This is a genomic window from Nonomuraea sp. NPDC048916 (genome assembly GCF_040649575.1).
In the GTDB taxonomy this organism is placed as follows: Bacteria; Actinomycetota; Actinomycetes; order Streptosporangiales; family Streptosporangiaceae; genus Nonomuraea.
The window spans coordinates 1-16,632 of record NZ_JBEZFS010000067.1 but is presented as its reverse complement, the minus strand read 5'-3'; the positions used below and the strand labels follow the sequence as shown (position 1 = coordinate 16,632).

The following is a 16,632-nucleotide window of genomic DNA, read 5'->3' as shown; positions in this document are numbered from 1 at the left end:
ATACCGCTACATCCCAGCGTAAATGTCGTTTGCAGCCTAAAGCGTGTCACTAGGCATTTCCGGTGATTCCGCTAGGCGTGCGGACCGTGACCTGCGCGTACACGCTCATCATGCCCCCAGACTCCCGATGATCTGTCGAACCCGGGACCCAGCGCGTACTTTTGGGACCGCGAGGAGCGTAGGGTCGAGATCAGGAGAAGAACGACACATCGGCCGGGCAACCTTCCGCCGGTTCAGGCACCAGGCGTCGCCCAAGATTCCGGGGCGGCATCCACCAGTCCACGGCAGCGCAGGCAATCCCATCGTCGTCACCGCCGCCCCCTGACGACCAGGGGCATGGAGTCCACAGCGGGCGACGGGCACCGTCGCGGCCATGGTCATCGCTTCACGATCGCCTACCAGCGTCGGCGACCACTGGACCGGCCGCCCGGAAACCCTTCCGGCAGGCAGGACGGCGAGCCGGTTGGCGCAGCAAGGAACGCCGCCATGTACGGCACCGACCATGCTCAGACCAGACCGCGGGAAACCGGCCCTGCCGGCCATATGAACGGCCCCGCACAGGCGCGGCACAACCCGGCCGAAGACGACTACCGGATCGCCGCCGACCTGCACGATATCCTGATCAACCAGATCTTCACCGTCAGCCTGGACCTGCACGCCGCCCTCACCCTCACCGGCGACACCCACGCTAAAACGCGCATCAACCGCGCCATCTGCGGGCTGGACCACGCCATCACCGGCCTCAGACGCACCTTGTTCGACCTCGGCCGGCACACCTCACCCACCCACGAGAACCCGCCCTCGGACCTGGCTGGAAGCGGATAGAGGCACTCGTGCCCAACATGGGCGAGCCCGGCAGACCGCCGGGCTCGCCCCGTACCGGCGAGCCCGGCGACTCGTCCGCGAGCCACCTCGAAGGGCTCGACACCGCCGCCCGCAAGGGCAACCACGGCGGCCGTCCCGCCGTCATCGCCGACGACGATCCGCACCGTGCCGCGGCGCCGCGCGGCCTGGCGAAAAGGGCGGGTTCGTTGGATTCTGCCCCCTTGCTCCTGGGACCCCAAGACCTCCCCGGCTTGGTCAACGCGAGGATCCTGGAGCACGCCGCTCGCAACGCGGGCTCCGGTCTCGTGGGCGGCCCGGGGCGCCGGCCGGGCGGCAGGGGTAACCACACGGTGTCGTCACGGTAAGTAATTACTTCATTACTGTTCGTGCATGATGGGTCCGTCCCGTGGCGAGCGGGCGGAAGCCTCGCCTGGAGTCTCCAGGCCGAGGCCGTCCGGCGCTTCGGGGCTGCCGAGCAGCACGTCGATCCTGAAGGAGCACCATGAAGCGAATCCTCCTCGTCCCCGCCCTCACGGCCGGGATCATCGCCCTCACCGCCGGCGCCGCCTATGCCTCGCAGTACATCGCCTACGAAGGCCCGGGCTTCACCGGCCGATCCGTCCTCATCGACGCGTGCGGCCCGTCCAACATCCCGTTCCACGGCTCCTACAAGTGGTTCGGCGACGGGCAGGCCGGGCGTATGTACAACCAGCCCAACACGCAGGGGCCGATGCACTTCAGGCTGCCCGCCGACGACGGCGCGGAGCAGCGGACCCCCGTCGGCTGGCAGAGCATCTTCATCGAGTGCTGAACCCGGCACGCGGGGGGCGGTCCTGAGCGGTCGAGCGCGCAAGCCGCGCGACGGCACAGGGCCGCCCCCCGCGCTGTGCCGCCGGTGATCCGGCCCCCGCCTGCCGTCCGGACCACGCGCGGCGGGACATGATTTCGGGTGACAAGGTGATGCGCACGGGCACGGCCTCCAGCACACTGCCAGCAGGACGCCCCTGAGCCATGAGGAGCGTCCTGGCGCGAACCGGGAGGCGCGATGTCCAGACTCGTGATCGGCGTGGTGCTCGCGGCGGCGCTGGCCGCCGGGTGCGGTGACGGTCCGCCCTCCCCCGGTCCGCCCTCCCCCGGCGCGTCCTCCCCCGGCTCTTCGGCGGTGGTGACTCCGCAGGGGGCTTCGGCGGGCTGCGCGGCCGGCCCGGCGCTGGCGCGCGGCGAGCACCTGATGCCCTTCGGCGGGCTGCGACGCCGATTCCTGCTGTCGCTGCCCGCCGGGCCGGGCCCGCACCCGGTCCTGCTCAACCTGCACGGCCTGGGCTCCAACGCGGTCGAGCAGGCCGTCTACAGCCGGCTGCCCGAGGTGGGGGCGCGGCGCGGCTACGTCGTGGCGACTCCGCAGTCGGCCGAGGGCAGGCTCGGCTGGACCCTGCCGCACACCGGCGGCCCCGACGACACCGGTTTCCTGGGCGCGCTGCTGGACCGGCTCGAACAGGGCCTGTGCGTCGACCGGCGCCGCCAGTTCGCCGCCGGCATGTCGCTCGGCGCGGGCATGTCGGCCGGGCTGGTGTGCGCCATGAACGGCCGCCTGGCCGGCGTCGGCCTCGTCGCCGGGGCCAACATCGTGCGGCCCTGCGACGCCCCGCGGCCGACGACGATCATCGCCTTCCACGGCGTCGCCGACCAGATCGTCCCCTACGAGGGCGGCACTCCCCTGCGCCTCGCCTCCGAGAGGCTGCGCCGGTTGGGCGAACTGGTCAAGCTGCCGCCCGTCGAACAGGCCGCCGGCGGCTGGGCGCGGGCGCTCGGCTGCGCCGGCCCCGCCGACACCACCCCCGCGCGCGGGATACGGCTGCGCGGCTGGAAGGACTGCCGCGGCGGCGTGACCGTGCGGCTCTACACCGTGCGCGGCGGCGGCCACACCTGGCCCGGCGCGAGGGACGTGCCCCGGCTGGGCGCCACCACCCGCGCGCTGGACGCCACCGGCGCCATCCTCGACACCTTCGACGCCGCGCCACCCCGCTGAAGGCCCGCTCCGCTGAGGACACCGCCCCGTCCCGCTGAAGGCGCCGCACCATCCCACGGTGGAGGCGGATTCGGGCCTACCGGCGGGGCCCGGCACCCTGTAAGACAGGCTCGGGGCCCCTGAACAGAACGGTTCGCACATCATGAGCGACGACGTACGCATCATCCTGGAGGCCGTGCCGCGCGCCGGCCTGACCGCGGAACGGCTGCGCCAGGCCGTGGCCGAGCATCCCGGCGTGCTGGCCGAGCTCGACGTCGCCGACCCGGCCGGGCTCCTCGTGCCGCACGCCGCCGCGCTCGGGCACGACCCGGGTGACAACGCGGCGTTCCGCGCCTGCGTGTTCGACCCCGTCGGCAACCGCTCCGTCGAGCTGCGCGGCACGCTGGACCGGCCCGAACGCGCCGAGGTGCGGCCCAGTTCCTTCACCCCGCCGCCCAGCAGCGGCGAGCTGACCGCGGCCGCCGCCATCCTGCGCGCCGACCCGGGCTTCCCGGCCGGCGACGGCATCGTGGTCTACCGGCCGATGCCGCCGCTGGCCGACCTGGAGAACCCCGACGGCACCACCGTGCGCCGCCCCACCCTCGGCGTCTACACACCCGGCGACCCCACCGGGCTGCGTCACCGCATCGTCGCCATCGACATCATGGGCCGGTCCGTCGACTGGAAACCGGCCGGGATCAACGTGCGCATGCACCACGACTGCGAGGACAGCGTCCCGGTGGGCGTCGACGCGCTCACCGACCACGGCGGGCCCGATGTGGTGCGGGTGAGGGTCGTACGCGGCGGCACCGAGCTGTGGGACCTGCTCGTCGTGCGGCCGCGCGCCTCGGCGCCGCAGAACCCGGGCGTCGGCAGCGGCGTGGAGCTGCGCAACGTCCGCTATCGCGGGCGGCTCCTGCTGCGCCAGGCGCATGTGCCCATCCTGAACGTCGAGTACGAGGAGGGCACCACCTTCCGCGACGACGTCAGCGCCGAGACCCGTTTCTCGGCCACCGGCGCCGACCCGGTCGGCTGGGGGTGGCGGGTGTGCGGCAGCTCGCCGCGCACGATCCTGGAGCGGCCCCACACCGACGCCGGCAACTTCCAGGGCGTCGCCTTCCACCACGACGGCGAGCGGCTGCGGATCGTCAGCGAGCTGCAGGCCGGCTGGTACCGCTACGCCAACGACTGGCGGCTCGGCGACGACGGCACCGTCCAGCCGAGGTTCGGGTTCGCCGCCACCGCCAACCCGATGACCTGCCAGGTGCACCGTCACCACGCCTACTGGCGCTTCGACTTCGACATCGAGGGCGCCGCCAACGACGTGGTGGAGCAGTTCGACGAGGGGCCGATCAGCCCCGATCCGGTGCCGATCATCCGCGAGACGTCCCGCAGGCGCCGGGCCGGCCGCTTCTGGCAGGTGCGCGACAAGTCCTCCGGCCGCGGCTACCGGATCCATCCCGGGCCCTTCGACGGCACCGCCGATGCCTACGGCGTGTCCGACCTGTGGTTCCTGCGCCACCACCCGGCCGAGCTCGACGACGGCAACCCCGGCCCCCGCGACCGGGCCGCGCTCAACCGGTTCGTCAACGGCGAGAGCATCAACGGCGCCAACGTGGTCGTCTGGTACGCCGGCCACTACTACCACGACCAGGCCCACCCGCAGCCGCACCAGGGCGAGCTGATCGGGCCCGAGCTGATCCCGATCTGAGGCTAGGCTTGGCCGCCATGAGCCAGGTCAGGAGTCAGGTGGGAGAGACGACGGCGCGGGCGCTGCTGCGCAGGCTGGCCGTCGAGCAGGCCGAGTGCCGGGTGCCGTCGCTGGTCGCGGCGATCGTGCGTGACGGGCACACGGCGTGGTTCGGCGGCCGCGGGCAGGTGGGCGGCGCCGCGCCGACGGCCGGCACGCAGTACCGGCTGGGGTCGATCACCAAGTCGCTGGTGGCGGCCGTCGTCATGCGGATGCGTGACGAGGGCCTGCTCGACCTGCTCGACCCCGTCGGCAAGCACCTGCCGCAGGCGCCGGCCGGTGAGCTGACCGTCGCGCAGTTGCTGTCGCACACCGGCGGGCTGACCGCCGAGCCGCCCACCGGCTGGTGGGAACGCACCCCCGGCATCCCGGTCGACGACCTGCTGTCCCGGCTCGGCCCCGGTGACGTCAAGCACCGGCCCGGCCGCCGCTTCCACTACAGCAACGTCGGTTTCGCGCTGCTCGGCGAGCTGGTCGCGCGGCTGCGCGGCGTGCCATGGCTGAGTGCCGTGCGGGCGGAGGTCCTCGCTCCGCTCGGGATGGACGCCACCACCGCGCGTCCGCGCGCCCCGCACGCCACCGGCTACGCCGTCCACCCTTTCGCCGACGTGCTGCTGCCCGAGCCCGAACACGACGCCGGGGCCATGGCGCCCGCCGGGCAGCTGTGGTCGACCGCCGCCGACCTGGCCCGGTGGGCGGCGTTCGTCGCGGGCGACACCGCCGGCGTGCTGTCGCCCGACACCCTGGCCGAGATGCGCGAGCCCGCCACCGTCGACGACGGCGACGCCTGGACCGGCGGCTACGGGCTCGGGCTGCAGCTGACCCGGCACGCCGGGCGCCGGCTGGCCGGGCACACCGGGTCGATGCCGGGGTTCCTGGCCACCGTCTGGGCCGACCCCGACGACCGGGTCGGCGTGCTGTTCATGGCCAACACCACCTCCGGCCTCACCCGCACCCTGCTGACCGACCTGCTGGCCATCCTCGACGAGCACGAGCCGCGCCAGCCGGCCGAGTGGCGGCCCGAGGCCGCCGACCCCGGGCTGCTGGCCATGACCGGGCTGTGGCACTGGGGGCCGACGCCGTATGTCCTGCGGCTGCTGCCCGAGCGGGGCCTGTCGCTGGAGCCCGCGGGCGGCGGCGGCCGGGCCTCGCGGTTCGTGCCCCGCGAGGACGGCACCTGGCTGGGGCTCGACGGCTACTACGCGGGCGAGACGCTGCGCCTGGCACCCGACCATCTCGACCTCAACACGTTCATCTTCACCCGCACCCCCTACGACCCGGACGCGCCCGTGCCGGGCGGGGTCACCTCGTGGGAGCCGTGACCGGCCGCGGCCCCGCCCGGTGAGCTGTCAGCGGGACGGCCGGCCGCCAGATCGCGCAGCCGTCCGACCGGGGCACGGGGTGGCCCGGCGGCCGGCGGGCGCATGCCAGGCCGGCGGACCGCCTCACACCGTGCGCCGGAGCGTGCGGTGCACGGCCAGGCCGGCGAACACCACCGAGGCGGCTGTCAGGATGGCCGCCTCGGTCCACTGGAAGCGCCAGAACCGCGACGGCGGATGGAAGTAGACGGCGTAGCGGTAGCCCTTGCCGAACAGGCACCGCTGGTAGGCCTCCTGGTTCCGGTTGCTCTGCCCGGCATCCGGCCGGCGGGGGCAGACTCCGGCCGGTGACGCTGCGAGCTCCCGCCCGGCGGGATCGACCCAGGCGCCCGCGCCCACCAGCCGGGCGTCGGAGTCGTCCGGCATGGTGGTGCCCGACAGCACGGCCCGCGCCGGTTCGGCGTAGTGATCGCTGAGGCTGAACAGGGCGAACATCGTCACGGAGATCCCGGCCACGACCAGCGCCATCGCCGGGAGCGTGCGCCGCAGCAGCGCCCCGGCCGCAGTGCCCAGCATGAAGGCGTACAGCCACCACGCCGCCGGGGCCACGCCGACCATGTTGAAGATGCCGATGTTGCCGAACAGGTCCTGCCGGAGGAAGACCGGCCGCCACAGGCTCACCATCACCGCAAGCGCCAGGCCCGCGACGGTCACCAGGGCGCCGAGCACGGCGAGCTTGACCATCAGCCAGCGGCGGACGGAGACCGACTGCGTCCAGGCCAGCCTGTGCGTGCCGCGCTCGTATTCGCGGGCCAGCAGCGGCGCGCCCCAGAACGCGCCGACCAGCGCGGGGGCGACGAGCGGCATCCAGCCGAAGATCGTGTAGACCGCGTCGTAGCGGTCGGCGAGCGCCACCGCCACGTCCCAGCAGGCGGGCGCGGGGCCCGGGCAGCCGGGCGGTGCGTGACCGGCGAGGTAGAGTCTCGCCTCCACCGCCGAGCCGAGCAGCAGCAGGCCGAATGCGGCCAGCAGGGCGGCGGTGACGAGGAGCTGCGCCCGGTGCTGGCGCCAGGTCAGCCAGATCACGCGTCCACCTCCGACAGCGCGGGCAGCGCGGCCGCGTCCGGGCTGCCCAGGTAGGCCATCACCAGCTCCTCCAGTTCGGCCGGGCGGGCGTTCCACCGCGGGTCGGGCACGGGCGCGCCCCGCACCAGCAGCCGGGCCTGCCGGCCGGTGCGGCTCGCCTCGACCACCCGGGTCCTGGCCGCCAGGCCGTCGGCGAGTCCGGCCGGGCCGGTCAGCACGAGGTGCTCGGCGAGCAGGTCGTCGAGGTCGCCGCTGACCTGCACCCGGCCGCCGTTGAGCACGATGAGCCAGTCGCAGGTGTCGCGCAGGTCGGCGACGACGTGGGAGGAGAGCAAGACCGTCGTCGGATGGTCGGCTACCTCGGCCATGAGCGAGCGCATGACGTTGTGGCGGGCCAGCGGGTCGAGGTTGGCCAGCGGCTCGTCCAGCACCAGCAGGTCGGGGCGCGGGGCCAGCGCGAGGGCGAGCGCGACCTGCGCCTGCTGCCCGCCGGACAGCTTGGCGGTCTTGCGGTCCGGCGGGATGCCGAGGGCGGCCAGGCGGGCGGTGGCGTAGGCGTCGTCCCAGACGGGATTGAGTCGACGGCCGAAGGCGAGCATCTCGGCGACGGTGAACGTGTCGTACAGCGGCTTGTCCTGGGCCATGAAGGCCACCTGGCCGGTGATGCCGATCGACCCCGCGTCCGGGGTGATCAGCCCGGCGATCGCGTGCAGCAGCGTGGTCTTTCCGGCGCCGTTGGGACCCACCAGGGCGGCGATGCGGCCGGCCGGGAGGGCCAGCGAGCAGTCGCGCAGCGCCCAGGTGCGCCGGTAGCGCACTCCCAGGCCGGTCGTCCGCAGAGTGACGGTCACGCTATGCCTTCCCGAAAGCAGTCGACCATCGCCATGGCGAACAACGTCTCCATGTCGTCGCGGTCGAGGCCGGCCGCGTGCGCCCGCCGTACCCATCCGTCCAGGTCCCGGCGCAGAGCGGCGTGGTCGGCCAACCGGGCGCCGCCGATCGAGCGCTGGACGAAGGTGCCCAGCCCCGGTTTGCCCGCCACCAGGCCTTCGCGTTCCAGTTCGCGGTAGGCCTTGAGCACGGTGTTGGGGTTGATCGCCAAGGACTCGACCACCTCACGGGCGGTGGGCAGCTGGTCGCCCGGCCGTAGCGTGCCCAGGCGCAGAGCCTGTTTGACCTGGTGAACGAGCTGAAGGTACGTCGACACCCCCGACCCGCGGTCCAGATGGAACTCGATCACGCAGAAATCACCCTTTCACTAGATGAATACTTAAATAGTGATGTAGGTGATCTCCGGCTGTCAACACATCAGCATGGAGGCCGGGCGATGTTCGGGGTCTTGGGACGGTCAGCGGGTGTCCGGGAAGCGGTCCAGGACGCGGGTGCCGAAGCGCAGGCCCTCGACTCGCCGGGTAAGGGCGGCGCATTGGCCGCGATCTTGCGGGCCTTGCCGGGGGGCGGACAAGATAAGCGTCAAAGGGGCACGACGCGGGTCAGAGGCCCTATGGGCGTCTGAAGGACGATGCGCCGGATGGCCCGTTTCGGCGGACCTGCTTTTTTTGGTGTCACTCGTCGGCGATGAGGCCGTCGAGGGCGCGGATTTTGTCGTGCTCGGTGGACCAGGTGTGGATCCGGACGGTCTTCAGGCGGGCGTGCCCGAGCAGCTCGGCGACGGTGACCGGACTGCGATACGGCGGCTAACGGTGAGGTTGATCTTGCTTGGCTGAGCCGCGCCGAGCTGCGGGGGGGGGCGGCCTTTCAGTCGTGCGCGCCGCTGGTCATCGGCCTCGGCGGCGGGCGGCAGGATCGCGGCCGGCCACGTGATCGGCGACGGCGTCGACACCGGGACGCGCGTAGCGCTCCAGGGAGCGGACGGAGGCGTGTCGGGAGCGGGCGAGCAGGGTCGGGGTGTTGGTGCCGCGGCGGCGGGATGGCCGAGGTCCGCCAAGGAGAGTTCGGGGACCGCCGCGCCACGCCGCTGCTTGCCGACCGGAGGTTGCCTTCCGTGGGCGAGCCATGCCCAGGTGGGCGGTCGGGCTGAGCGATGGACCGCTTCGGGCGCCGCCGGGCGAGGGCCTATACGGCTTGGAACTCCTATAGCTTCGGCGAGCCGCCACTCAGTTGATCAATGGGTACGGCGGCGGGGTGCCAGGACCTCGGTGACCTTGGCGATGGCTTCGGCGCCGGGTTTGACGTAGCGCATGGCGGTGCGGGGGTTCTTGTGGCGGGTCTTGCCCATGATGAGCTGCAGCGGGATCTCGGCGTCGCCGAGGTGGGTGGCGGCGCTGTGGCGCAGCTGGTGCAGGTCGAGGTCAGCGTAGGTGTCCAGCAGGACGCGGGCGCGGTTGTAGCCGAGGCGAGCGCGGCCGGTGTGCGGGCAGATGTCGGCGGCCGCGGGTCGGCGGGCGGGGACGGGGCGGCGTTCGGCCAGGAACAGCGGCCCCTGGGTGCGCGTACTGCCGTCCGGGAGCCGAAGGAGGCGGGGCAGCAGGTGGGCGGTGCCGGACTCCCAGTACACCCACTCGACGGCGCCGCCCTTGGAGCGGACGGGGGCGCGGCGGTGCTCCAGGTCGAGGTCTTCGACGTTCAGCGCCAGGATCTCCGCGGCTCTGGCCGCCGTTTCATAGAGCATCCGCCACAAGGTCTTCTCGCGCAGCGGGATGTCGCGGCGGGACAGCAGCCGGTGGATGGTGGTCTTGGCGACCGCGCGGGTCTCGTCGGCGCTCTCCTTGCGGCGTTCGGCGTCGGCTGGCACCGAGGGGGCGGCCCAGTGCTTCTTGGCCTGGCACCAGGTGAGCCAGGAGGTGATGGCGGCGCGGTTGCGATTCCAGGTCGCTGGCGCGCATCGGCCCCACAGCTCGGTGAGCGCGGTGCCGATCTCGGTGTCGGTGACGTCGGCGAGCGGCCGGTCACGGCCGAGCCGCTCGATGGTGCGGTCGATGGCCGAGGCGTAGGCGCGGTGGGTGTTGGGGTTGGCGGTACGCGCCGTGGCGAGGAAGGCGTCGGCGGCTGCGGCGAGACTGACGCCTTGCCTGCGAAGGGCGGTGATCTTCGGCGCGGCGCTCATGCCGGCCGTCCCGCGATACCTTCGGCGATGTACCGGATAACGTGCCGGAGTCGCACACCGTTCCGGCGGGGGGTTCCTCTGGTCGCGGCTCTGGTCGCGGCGCCGCTGTGATCGCTCATGTACGTGATAATAGATGATTATCACGTACATGACTTGACGACTTCCTGTAGGCCAAGGGGTTGATCTCCGAGTGGATGTCGGGCCTCAGCCGACGCAGTCCTTCCGGTCGGTCTGGGTGGGGGCGGAGCACCCCTTGGGAAGCCGGGCGGGGGTGTCGGTCCATGCGGCTCGCTGGTAGACGAGTGCGTGGTAGACGGTTCCCGCGGGCAGGCCCGCGGTTTCGTTGCCCGCCGGGTTCTGCGACCAGGGCTTCACGACGACGTGCTGCAACGCGAGTAGCCGGCCACTGGATTCCTCCACGATGAGTTGCTGCTCGCTCTGCCCGTCCCCCATGGCCCGGGTCCATCCGATGCCGATCCCCCGGCGTCCCTCGGCATCGGGGATCCGGCCGAGGGCGCGGGTGCCGGGCAGGTTCGCCACCATCCGGTAGAGGGCACCGCGAGTGCCCGCTGAGACCGGGGCGTGCTGGAGCAGCTCCAGGGAGATGTCGAGGAGCCAGGAGTCCTTCGTGGGCAGCGAGCTCCCCGAGGGCGGCGACGGCCAGTCCTTCATGGTCTCGCCGTAGGCGGGCCAGAACGCCAGCAGGCGTTCGCGCAGCGCGTCCGGCTCCTGAGGCAGATCGAGCAGCGCAGCTGCGGGAAGCGTAAGCCCTTGATCTCCGTAGGGCCAGGTGCCGGGCATGAAAATGAACCTCGTGCGTCCGAGCGGAGCCGTGTCGTTCGCGCAGTCGGTGTCGTTGCCGCACAACTTGGGTTCTCCCGCTCGCCGCCACGCCTGCTCCTCTTGTCCGGAAGCCGGCACGGTGGGCAGGCCGCGTTCGGTGAGCACGGTCAGCGTCGCCGGGTCGCGCGGGGCCCATCGGCCGGTCTGGACCCGGGTCTTGATCCGGTACCGGTTGCCCGGTGCGCCGATGATCTCCTCACCCAGGATCAGGCCCTCGGTGTACCAGAACCGTCCGGGCGTCTGCCGCTGCGCTGCCGCGCTGCGGGCCGCCGTGTCCAGCGCGTTCCCGACGGGAACGGTGGCCACATGCCCCGTGGAGACGTCGAGGTCGAGCAGGCGGGGGACGGCCAGCGCCCCGATCACGGATGCCGTTGCCAGCGACGCGGCGACCGCCCCGACCCACCGCACGCGGACCCGTCGCACCGGCGGGGGCAACTCCTCCGTCCGCGCCCAGGGCGCCCCCGGCAGGTCGAGGTCGGCGGGCCGGGCCGCTGCCAGCAGATCGAGCGCGTTCTTCCGCTTCACTTCTCCTCCTCCGGGACGAATGCGGGCCGGGGGTCGGCCGCCGTCACGTTGTTTATGGCGGCCTCCAGCCGCCGGCGGGCCCGATGCAGCCGGACGAAGAACGCCGATCGCGAACTTCCCACCACCGCAGCTGCCTGCGCCGAGGTGAGCCCGTGCCACGAGACCAAGGTCAGCACCTCTTTGTCAGCGTCGCTCAACGTGGACAGGGCTTTCATCGCGGTGGCCCGCTCGACCACCTGGTCGGCCACGTCTCCCTCCAGTTCCTCGGTCCAGCCGCGTAGTGCCTCATCCAGCGCCGCCCGCCGAAGCTCGTCGCGATAGAGATCGCGGATCACGTTGTGCGCCACACCAAGTAGCCAGGGCAAGGGTGCCTTGGCCGGAATGACGTCCCGCCGTCGCCACACGACCACGAACGTCTCACTGACCACCTCCTCGGCCAGCCGACGGCCACATCTGCTCACCGCGTACGCGTACACCCGGGGGCGGTACGCATCGAACAAAGCGGCGAACTCATCATCATTCAGCACACAGGCTCCCTCTTTGGCCCTTACATCAGGTAATGGTCAAAGGCGGATCAGTCTTACAGTCGATGCGAAGACCGCTCCCTCGCGAACATGTCGCGAGCCGTGAGCCGTCCCCACGCGGCAAGGCATTCAGCCCAACACCGGGACACGCGGTCCCAGCAAACGCCGGGGGACCCGCTCAGGCCGCAGTGAGGTCGAGCCGGGTATCCATGTCCAGCCGGAACCGGCCGTAGGGATTCACGTGAGCCCAGAACAGCGGGCTGAGCGCGCGCCGGTCTTCCTCCGTCAGCTTGCCGGCCCACTGCGGATCTCGCAGAATGGCCTGAAGGAGCTGGGTGTTAATGAATACCAATGCAGACTGCAGCAGGTGCAAGGTAAGCATGGACACCTCGGCGTGCTCGCGGTCGGCCCCAGTCAGCACGCCTTCGCGCCCGTAGAAGATCTTGTCGTTGGCGCTGTTCCAGTTCTCCACGACCTGCAGGCCGCTGTTGATCTCCCGGCGCAGGTGCTCGTCGCTGAGATAGTCGCAGGCGAAGATGGTGCGTACCACCCGGCCGAGTTCTTCCAGGGCCAGGTAGACCGGGTGCTTGGGGCCGTTGCCCTTCATGAACCGGCGCAGTACCTGCTCGGTTTCCGCCGTGCGCAGCCGCAGCGCCGTCGCGTACTTGATCATCTGGTCGTAGTTGCGGGCGATGAGGTCCCAGTCGATCGGCCGCTTCTTGAGGATCTTGTCCACCTTCGGCCACGCGCTCTGGACGGCGTCGGGGCTGTACAACTCGATCGCGCCGATGTTCTTCATCCGGGGCAGCAGCTTGAAGCCCAGCAGTTCGGTGAAGGCGAACCCGACCGTGGTGGCGCCGTGGGTGTCGGTGTAGTTCGCCTCGACCTCGGTGTTGGTGCAGTGCCGCAGCAGGCCCTCGATCATCGCCGCGACCTCCGAGGAGGAACATGACTTGAGCTGGGAGTAGATGCACAGGCGGCCCTTGTCGACGTGCCAGTAGATCATGACACCGTAACCGCCGTAGCGGGCATGGAACTCGGTCATCAGATTGGAGTCCCAGGAGGCGAACCGTTTGGAGTCCGAGGCGGTGCTGGTCGCCTCACCCCACCACGTGGGGTCGCGGGCCTCCAGGGTGGCGTTGACCACCGCGACGATCGCCGCCCGCAGGTTCTGGCGGGTGACGTAGGTCGCGCGCACGTGCCGCAGCTCGGCCTCGTCCTGGCCGTGGTCGCCGGTCGCGGCCATCTGCCGGATCCCCATGTTCGTGCCGAGCGCGAAGAGCACGAGCAGCAGCCGGCGGTGCAGCGTCTGCCGATCCAGCATCTCCCGGGTGGCCACCGAGGTGAAGGCGTCGGTGAAATCGGTGAGGAAGGCGGTGTCCTTGAGGATGTCGAGCAGGTCGATGGTGCCCCACCGGCGCTGGACCTCGGCCTTCAGCTTGCCGAGGTTCTTCGGCTCGGGCAGCTTGTCGAGCTTGGGGACGCTCACCCACGGTTTGCCGCCCCGGGTGGTGATCCGCACCCCTCCGGTGCTAGCGACGGTCAGGCCGGTGTTCAGCTTGTCCAGGGCGGCCCGCATCCGCGTCTTCATGCCGGTGATGAACTCCGTGGCATCCAGCGGTTTGGCCAGCGCCGCGTAGTGCACGTCCCGGTTGTCCTCGAAGTCGCCGGGCAGGTCCTCGTCGGGATCGCGCCAGCGGCCAGCGCCCTCGACGTAGATTTCGCGGCGGCGCAGCGCGTCCTTCAGCGCGATGAGCACGCACAGCTCGTACGGGATCCGCTCCACCCGGCCGCTACCGGCGTCCACCACGCCGTCCAGCCAGGCTTTGGGCACCACCCCGTCGATCGGCACCGTCTCGGCCGCGGCGTAGTGCCGCTGGTCGGAATCGACGCCCGCGTAGCGGGCCAGCAGATCGATCGCATCCATCACCGGCCGGTAGGCGGTGTTGTGGCACTTGAACTCCAGCGCGGCCAGCAGCGGCGCCAGCATCCGCCGGTAGTAGTGCGAGTAGGAACCCCGCAGCTGGTAGCGGATCCGCTCGGCGACCACGCGCTCGGTGGCCATCAGTTCCTTGGCCAGCGCCCGCAGCGTCTTCTCTCCGCCCGGCACCGCCGGGAAGACCACCTGCCGCACCGTCTCATCGGGCTTGCTCAGCGCGGCGTTGACCATCTTGGTGAAGATGCCGCGCTTGCCGGGCACCGCAGCGAGCTGCCCGATCAGCTCCTTCTCCACCCGCCGCTCGGCGCGGGCGTTGATCCGGTGGATCAACCCGATCAGCAACTCCACCAGCCCGTCCACCAGCCCGTCCACCAGCTCGGCCTGCCGCGTCCAGCACAACGCCGCCAGCAGCGTGTAGCGCACCGGCGGCGGGCAGACCGCGAAGTCGGAGGGATACATCCGCATCGCCCGGCCCCGCTACGCCGTAACGATCTGATCGGAGGTCTCGATGAACACCGCCTCACCCAGCCCCAGGGAACGCGCCGTCGCCAGTTTCCCAATCTCCGTAAGCAGGGTGTCCAGCCCCAGCGGCCCCGGATCGGATTTCAACTCGGCCAGCACGTGCGGCCGTCCCAGCAGCTCCTGCAGCCGAGCGCACACGCTCGGCCCGAGCCGCGCCATCACCTGCTCGGCGAAGGCCTCCTCAAAGCGGCGGCCTGCGGAGTTCACGACCTGTTCCACCTGACCGCTGGTCGGCGGTTCGATGCTCGTGCTCCGGCACCGCTCCCGCACCGCCTCGGCCAGGCGATCACGGTTCGTCTCGATCGGGCACACCTTGTGGGCCAGCCACTGGGCCAGCCGCTCCTCATCGTCCTCGGTCGCCGGCCGGGTGCCGAATCGCTTGCGGATCTGCGCCCGGTGGCGCTCTATGGTCCGGCTTCGCCAGGAGTACTTCGCCAGCAGCTCCGCCTCGACCTTCACCAGCGATGCCACGTACTCCACCGCGGCCGCCGGGATCTCTTCGGGATAGGCGGGAAACCGTCCCTCGATCTCGTAGAACTTCAAGATCAACGCGAAACCGAGCCTGCCGGCCCCCGCCTTTTCGCCGACCAGGTCCCAATCACCCTCGACCAGCGTCCACGCGCTGATCAGCTCATCCTGTTCCCAGTCGGTACGCACGACGGAGCTCCTCCCGATCCATGCCCTAGACGGCCCGATCACAGTCGAGGGGGCCGAGGGGGTTACCGGAAGGTATGCACTACTTGGGATCGCTACGTACTGGAACCGATATCTCACTTTCCGCATATCGCCCGATTAGTTCGCAGGACCGGTCAGGGTGGCGGCTCGCCGTAGCTATAGGAGGTCCAGGCCTATACAGCGATCCTTATGATCCTTTAACATCTGGAACCCTAAAGTACTAGCAGGCTAGATAAATGGAGAAACCGGTGATCGAGTTCCATCTGGACGGCAGGTCGGGTGTTTCGCCGTACCTGCAGCTGGTCCAGCAAGTACGGCACGCGCTACGGCTCGGCGTGCTGCGCGAGGGCGACCAGATGCCGACCGTCAAGGAGGTCGTGGCTCACTTGGCGATCAACGCCAACACCGTCCTGAAGGCCTACCGGGAGCTCGAGCACGAGGGCCTGGTCGCCGCCCGGCCAGGGGTGGGGACGTTCGTGACGGCGACGCTCACCAACGCCACGCTGGCCGCGCACGGCCCGCTGCGGCTGGAACTGCAGCGCTGGCTGGCCAAGGCCCGCCAGGCCGGCCTCGACGAGGAAAGCATCGAGGCCCTCTTCATGACCACCTTTCGGACCACCGCTCAGGAGGACATAGCGTGACCGCTGTCCTGCAGGCCCAGGCACTGGGCAGGAAATACGGCAAGCGCTGGGCGCTGCGCGAGTGCACCATCGACATCCCGGCAGGCCACGTCGTCGGGCTGGTCGGCCCCAACGGAGCCGGCAAGACCACCCTGCTGAAGCTGGCCAGCGGCCAGCTCGAACCGACGGCGGGCGACATCACCGTGCTCGGCGGCCAGCCCGCCAGCGGCCCGGCGCAGTTGGCCAAAGTCGGCTTCGTCGCCCAGGACACCCCCGTCTACGCGGGACTGACCGTCGCCGAACACCTGCGGCTGGGAGCCCGGCTCAACCTCCGCTGGGACGCCACTATGGCGCGGGGCCGGATCGCGCAACTCGGTCTCGATCCCGCCCACCGGGCGGGCAAGCTGTCCGGCGGGCAGCGCGCCCAGCTCGCCCTCACCCTGGGCCTGGCCAAGCGGCCCGAACTGCTGATCCTGGACGAGCCGGTCGCCTCGCTCGACCCGCTGGCCCGCCGCGAGTTCCTGCAGGCACTGATGGAGGCCACGGTCGAGCACGAGTTCAGCGTGGTGCTCTCCTCCCACCTGGTCTCCGACCTGGAACGGGTCTGCGACTTCCTCATCGTGCTCGTCGACTCCCGCGTCCAGGTCGCCGGGGAGGTCGACAAGCTGCTGGCCACCCATCACCGGCTCACCGGCCCGCGCCGCGACCCCGACCGGCTCCCCGCCGGCCAGCACGTCATCTCCGCCAGCCACACCGAGCGACAGAGCACGTACGTGATCCGCACCGACGCCCCGATCCACGACCCCGCCTGGACGGTCACCCAGCTCAGCCTGGAAGACCTCGTCCTGGCCTACATGGACAAGCGCACCGCCGACAACCGGCGAGCCGTCCTGGAGGTGCAGCGATGATCTGGCTGACCTGGCGCCAGT

General features: G+C 71.0%; 16 protein-coding genes. 8 read left to right on the top strand and 8 right to left on the bottom strand.

Features of this window, described 5'->3' with window-relative positions:
- The first annotated feature begins 486 nt into the window (after positions 1-486).
- The 6 genes from AB0C16_RS38610 (at position 487) to AB0C16_RS38585 (ending at position 5,905) form a co-directional block, all read left to right on the top strand.
- Entirely contained in the window at positions 487-825 is a 339-nt protein-coding gene (locus tag AB0C16_RS38610) for a histidine kinase dimerization/phosphoacceptor domain-containing protein (RefSeq protein ID WP_357690854.1), read from the top strand.
- An 8-nt stretch (positions 826-833) separates the two neighbouring features.
- Positions 834-1,190, top strand: coding sequence for a hypothetical protein (locus AB0C16_RS38605; RefSeq protein ID WP_357690852.1), 357 nt, complete (start codon positions 834-836; stop codon positions 1,188-1,190).
- 137 nt (positions 1,191-1,327) lie between these two features.
- The gene (locus tag AB0C16_RS38600; protein ID WP_357690850.1) at positions 1,328-1,636 is read left to right on the top strand and encodes a MiAMP1 family antimicrobial peptide; all 309 of its coding nucleotides are present in this window, start codon (positions 1,328-1,330) and stop codon (positions 1,634-1,636) included.
- Positions 1,637-1,870: 234 nt separating this feature from the next.
- Positions 1,871-2,854, top strand: coding sequence for a hypothetical protein (locus tag AB0C16_RS38595; RefSeq protein ID WP_357690848.1), 984 nt, complete (start codon positions 1,871-1,873; stop codon positions 2,852-2,854).
- Between the two features lie 142 nt (positions 2,855-2,996).
- The gene (locus AB0C16_RS38590; RefSeq protein WP_357690846.1) at positions 2,997-4,544 is read left to right on the top strand and encodes a hypothetical protein; all 1,548 of its coding nucleotides are present in this window, start codon (positions 2,997-2,999) and stop codon (positions 4,542-4,544) included.
- A gap of 17 nt (positions 4,545-4,561) precedes the next feature.
- The gene (locus AB0C16_RS38585) at positions 4,562-5,905 is read left to right on the top strand and encodes a serine hydrolase domain-containing protein (protein WP_357690844.1); all 1,344 of its coding nucleotides are present in this window, start codon (positions 4,562-4,564) and stop codon (positions 5,903-5,905) included.
- Between the two features lie 123 nt (positions 5,906-6,028).
- Here the strand turns inward: AB0C16_RS38585 and AB0C16_RS38580 are convergent, their stop codons facing one another.
- The 8 genes from AB0C16_RS38580 to AB0C16_RS38545 form a co-directional block, all read right to left on the bottom strand.
- Entirely contained in the window at positions 6,029-6,988 is a 960-nt protein-coding gene (locus AB0C16_RS38580) for a hypothetical protein (protein ID WP_357690842.1), read from the bottom strand.
- Positions 6,985-7,839 (bottom strand): ABC transporter ATP-binding protein, encoded by an 855-nt coding sequence (locus AB0C16_RS38575; RefSeq protein WP_357690840.1) that lies wholly within the window; start codon positions 7,837-7,839, stop codon positions 6,985-6,987. Before AB0C16_RS38575 ends, AB0C16_RS38580 begins: the two co-directional genes overlap by 4 nt.
- A complete protein-coding gene (locus tag AB0C16_RS38570; protein WP_357690838.1) occupies positions 7,836-8,228 on the bottom strand; it encodes a GntR family transcriptional regulator in 393 nt (130 codons plus the stop codon). The genes AB0C16_RS38575 and AB0C16_RS38570 overlap by 4 nt, the downstream gene beginning before the upstream one ends.
- An 885-nt stretch (positions 8,229-9,113) precedes the next feature.
- The gene (locus AB0C16_RS38565; protein ID WP_357690836.1) at positions 9,114-10,055 is read right to left on the bottom strand and encodes a site-specific integrase; all 942 of its coding nucleotides are present in this window, start codon (positions 10,053-10,055) and stop codon (positions 9,114-9,116) included.
- Positions 10,056-10,259: 204 nt separating this feature from the next.
- The gene (locus tag AB0C16_RS38560) at positions 10,260-11,423 is read right to left on the bottom strand and encodes a CU044_5270 family protein (protein ID WP_357690834.1); all 1,164 of its coding nucleotides are present in this window, start codon (positions 11,421-11,423) and stop codon (positions 10,260-10,262) included.
- Positions 11,420-11,950 (bottom strand): RNA polymerase sigma factor, encoded by a 531-nt coding sequence (locus tag AB0C16_RS38555; RefSeq protein ID WP_357690832.1) that lies wholly within the window; start codon positions 11,948-11,950, stop codon positions 11,420-11,422. The genes AB0C16_RS38560 and AB0C16_RS38555 overlap by 4 nt, the downstream gene beginning before the upstream one ends.
- Before the next feature lie 175 nt (positions 11,951-12,125).
- On the bottom strand, positions 12,126-14,351 hold the full coding sequence (locus tag AB0C16_RS38550; protein WP_357690830.1) for a Tn3 family transposase: 2,226 nt from the start codon (positions 14,349-14,351) through the stop codon (positions 12,126-12,128).
- Between the two features lie 12 nt (positions 14,352-14,363).
- On the bottom strand, positions 14,364-15,065 hold the full coding sequence (locus AB0C16_RS38545; protein ID WP_357690828.1) for a DUF4158 domain-containing protein: 702 nt from the start codon (positions 15,063-15,065) through the stop codon (positions 14,364-14,366).
- Positions 15,066-15,331: 266 nt separating this feature from the next.
- Here AB0C16_RS38545 and AB0C16_RS38540 point away from each other — a divergent pair, with 266 nt between their 5' ends.
- Together AB0C16_RS38540 and AB0C16_RS38535 are read left to right on the top strand one after the other, a co-directional pair.
- Entirely contained in the window at positions 15,332-15,724 is a 393-nt protein-coding gene (locus AB0C16_RS38540; RefSeq protein ID WP_357690826.1) for a GntR family transcriptional regulator, read from the top strand.
- The gene (locus tag AB0C16_RS38535; RefSeq protein ID WP_357690824.1) at positions 15,721-16,611 is read left to right on the top strand and encodes an ABC transporter ATP-binding protein; all 891 of its coding nucleotides are present in this window, start codon (positions 15,721-15,723) and stop codon (positions 16,609-16,611) included. The genes AB0C16_RS38540 and AB0C16_RS38535 overlap by 4 nt, the downstream gene beginning before the upstream one ends.
- Positions 16,612-16,632: the final 21 nt, after the last annotated feature.

Excerpts from the sequence above, each read along its gene's own strand:
- AB0C16_RS38610 (WP_357690854.1), top strand. The coding sequence starts at position 487 with ATGTACGGCACCGACCATGCTCAGACCAGACCGCGGGAAACCGGCCCT.
- AB0C16_RS38600 (WP_357690850.1), top strand. The coding sequence starts at position 1,328 with ATGAAGCGAATCCTCCTCGTCCCCGCCCTCACGGCCGGGATCATCGCC.
- AB0C16_RS38595 (WP_357690848.1), top strand. The coding sequence starts at position 1,871 with ATGTCCAGACTCGTGATCGGCGTGGTGCTCGCGGCGGCGCTGGCCGCC.
- AB0C16_RS38590 (WP_357690846.1), top strand. The coding sequence starts at position 2,997 with ATGAGCGACGACGTACGCATCATCCTGGAGGCCGTGCCGCGCGCCGGC.
- AB0C16_RS38585 (WP_357690844.1), top strand. The coding sequence starts at position 4,562 with ATGAGCCAGGTCAGGAGTCAGGTGGGAGAGACGACGGCGCGGGCGCTG.
- AB0C16_RS38565 (WP_357690836.1), bottom strand. The coding sequence starts at position 10,055 with ATGAGCGCCGCGCCGAAGATCACCGCCCTTCGCAGGCAAGGCGTCAGT.
- AB0C16_RS38550 (WP_357690830.1), bottom strand. The coding sequence starts at position 14,351 with ATGCGGATGTATCCCTCCGACTTCGCGGTCTGCCCGCCGCCGGTGCGC.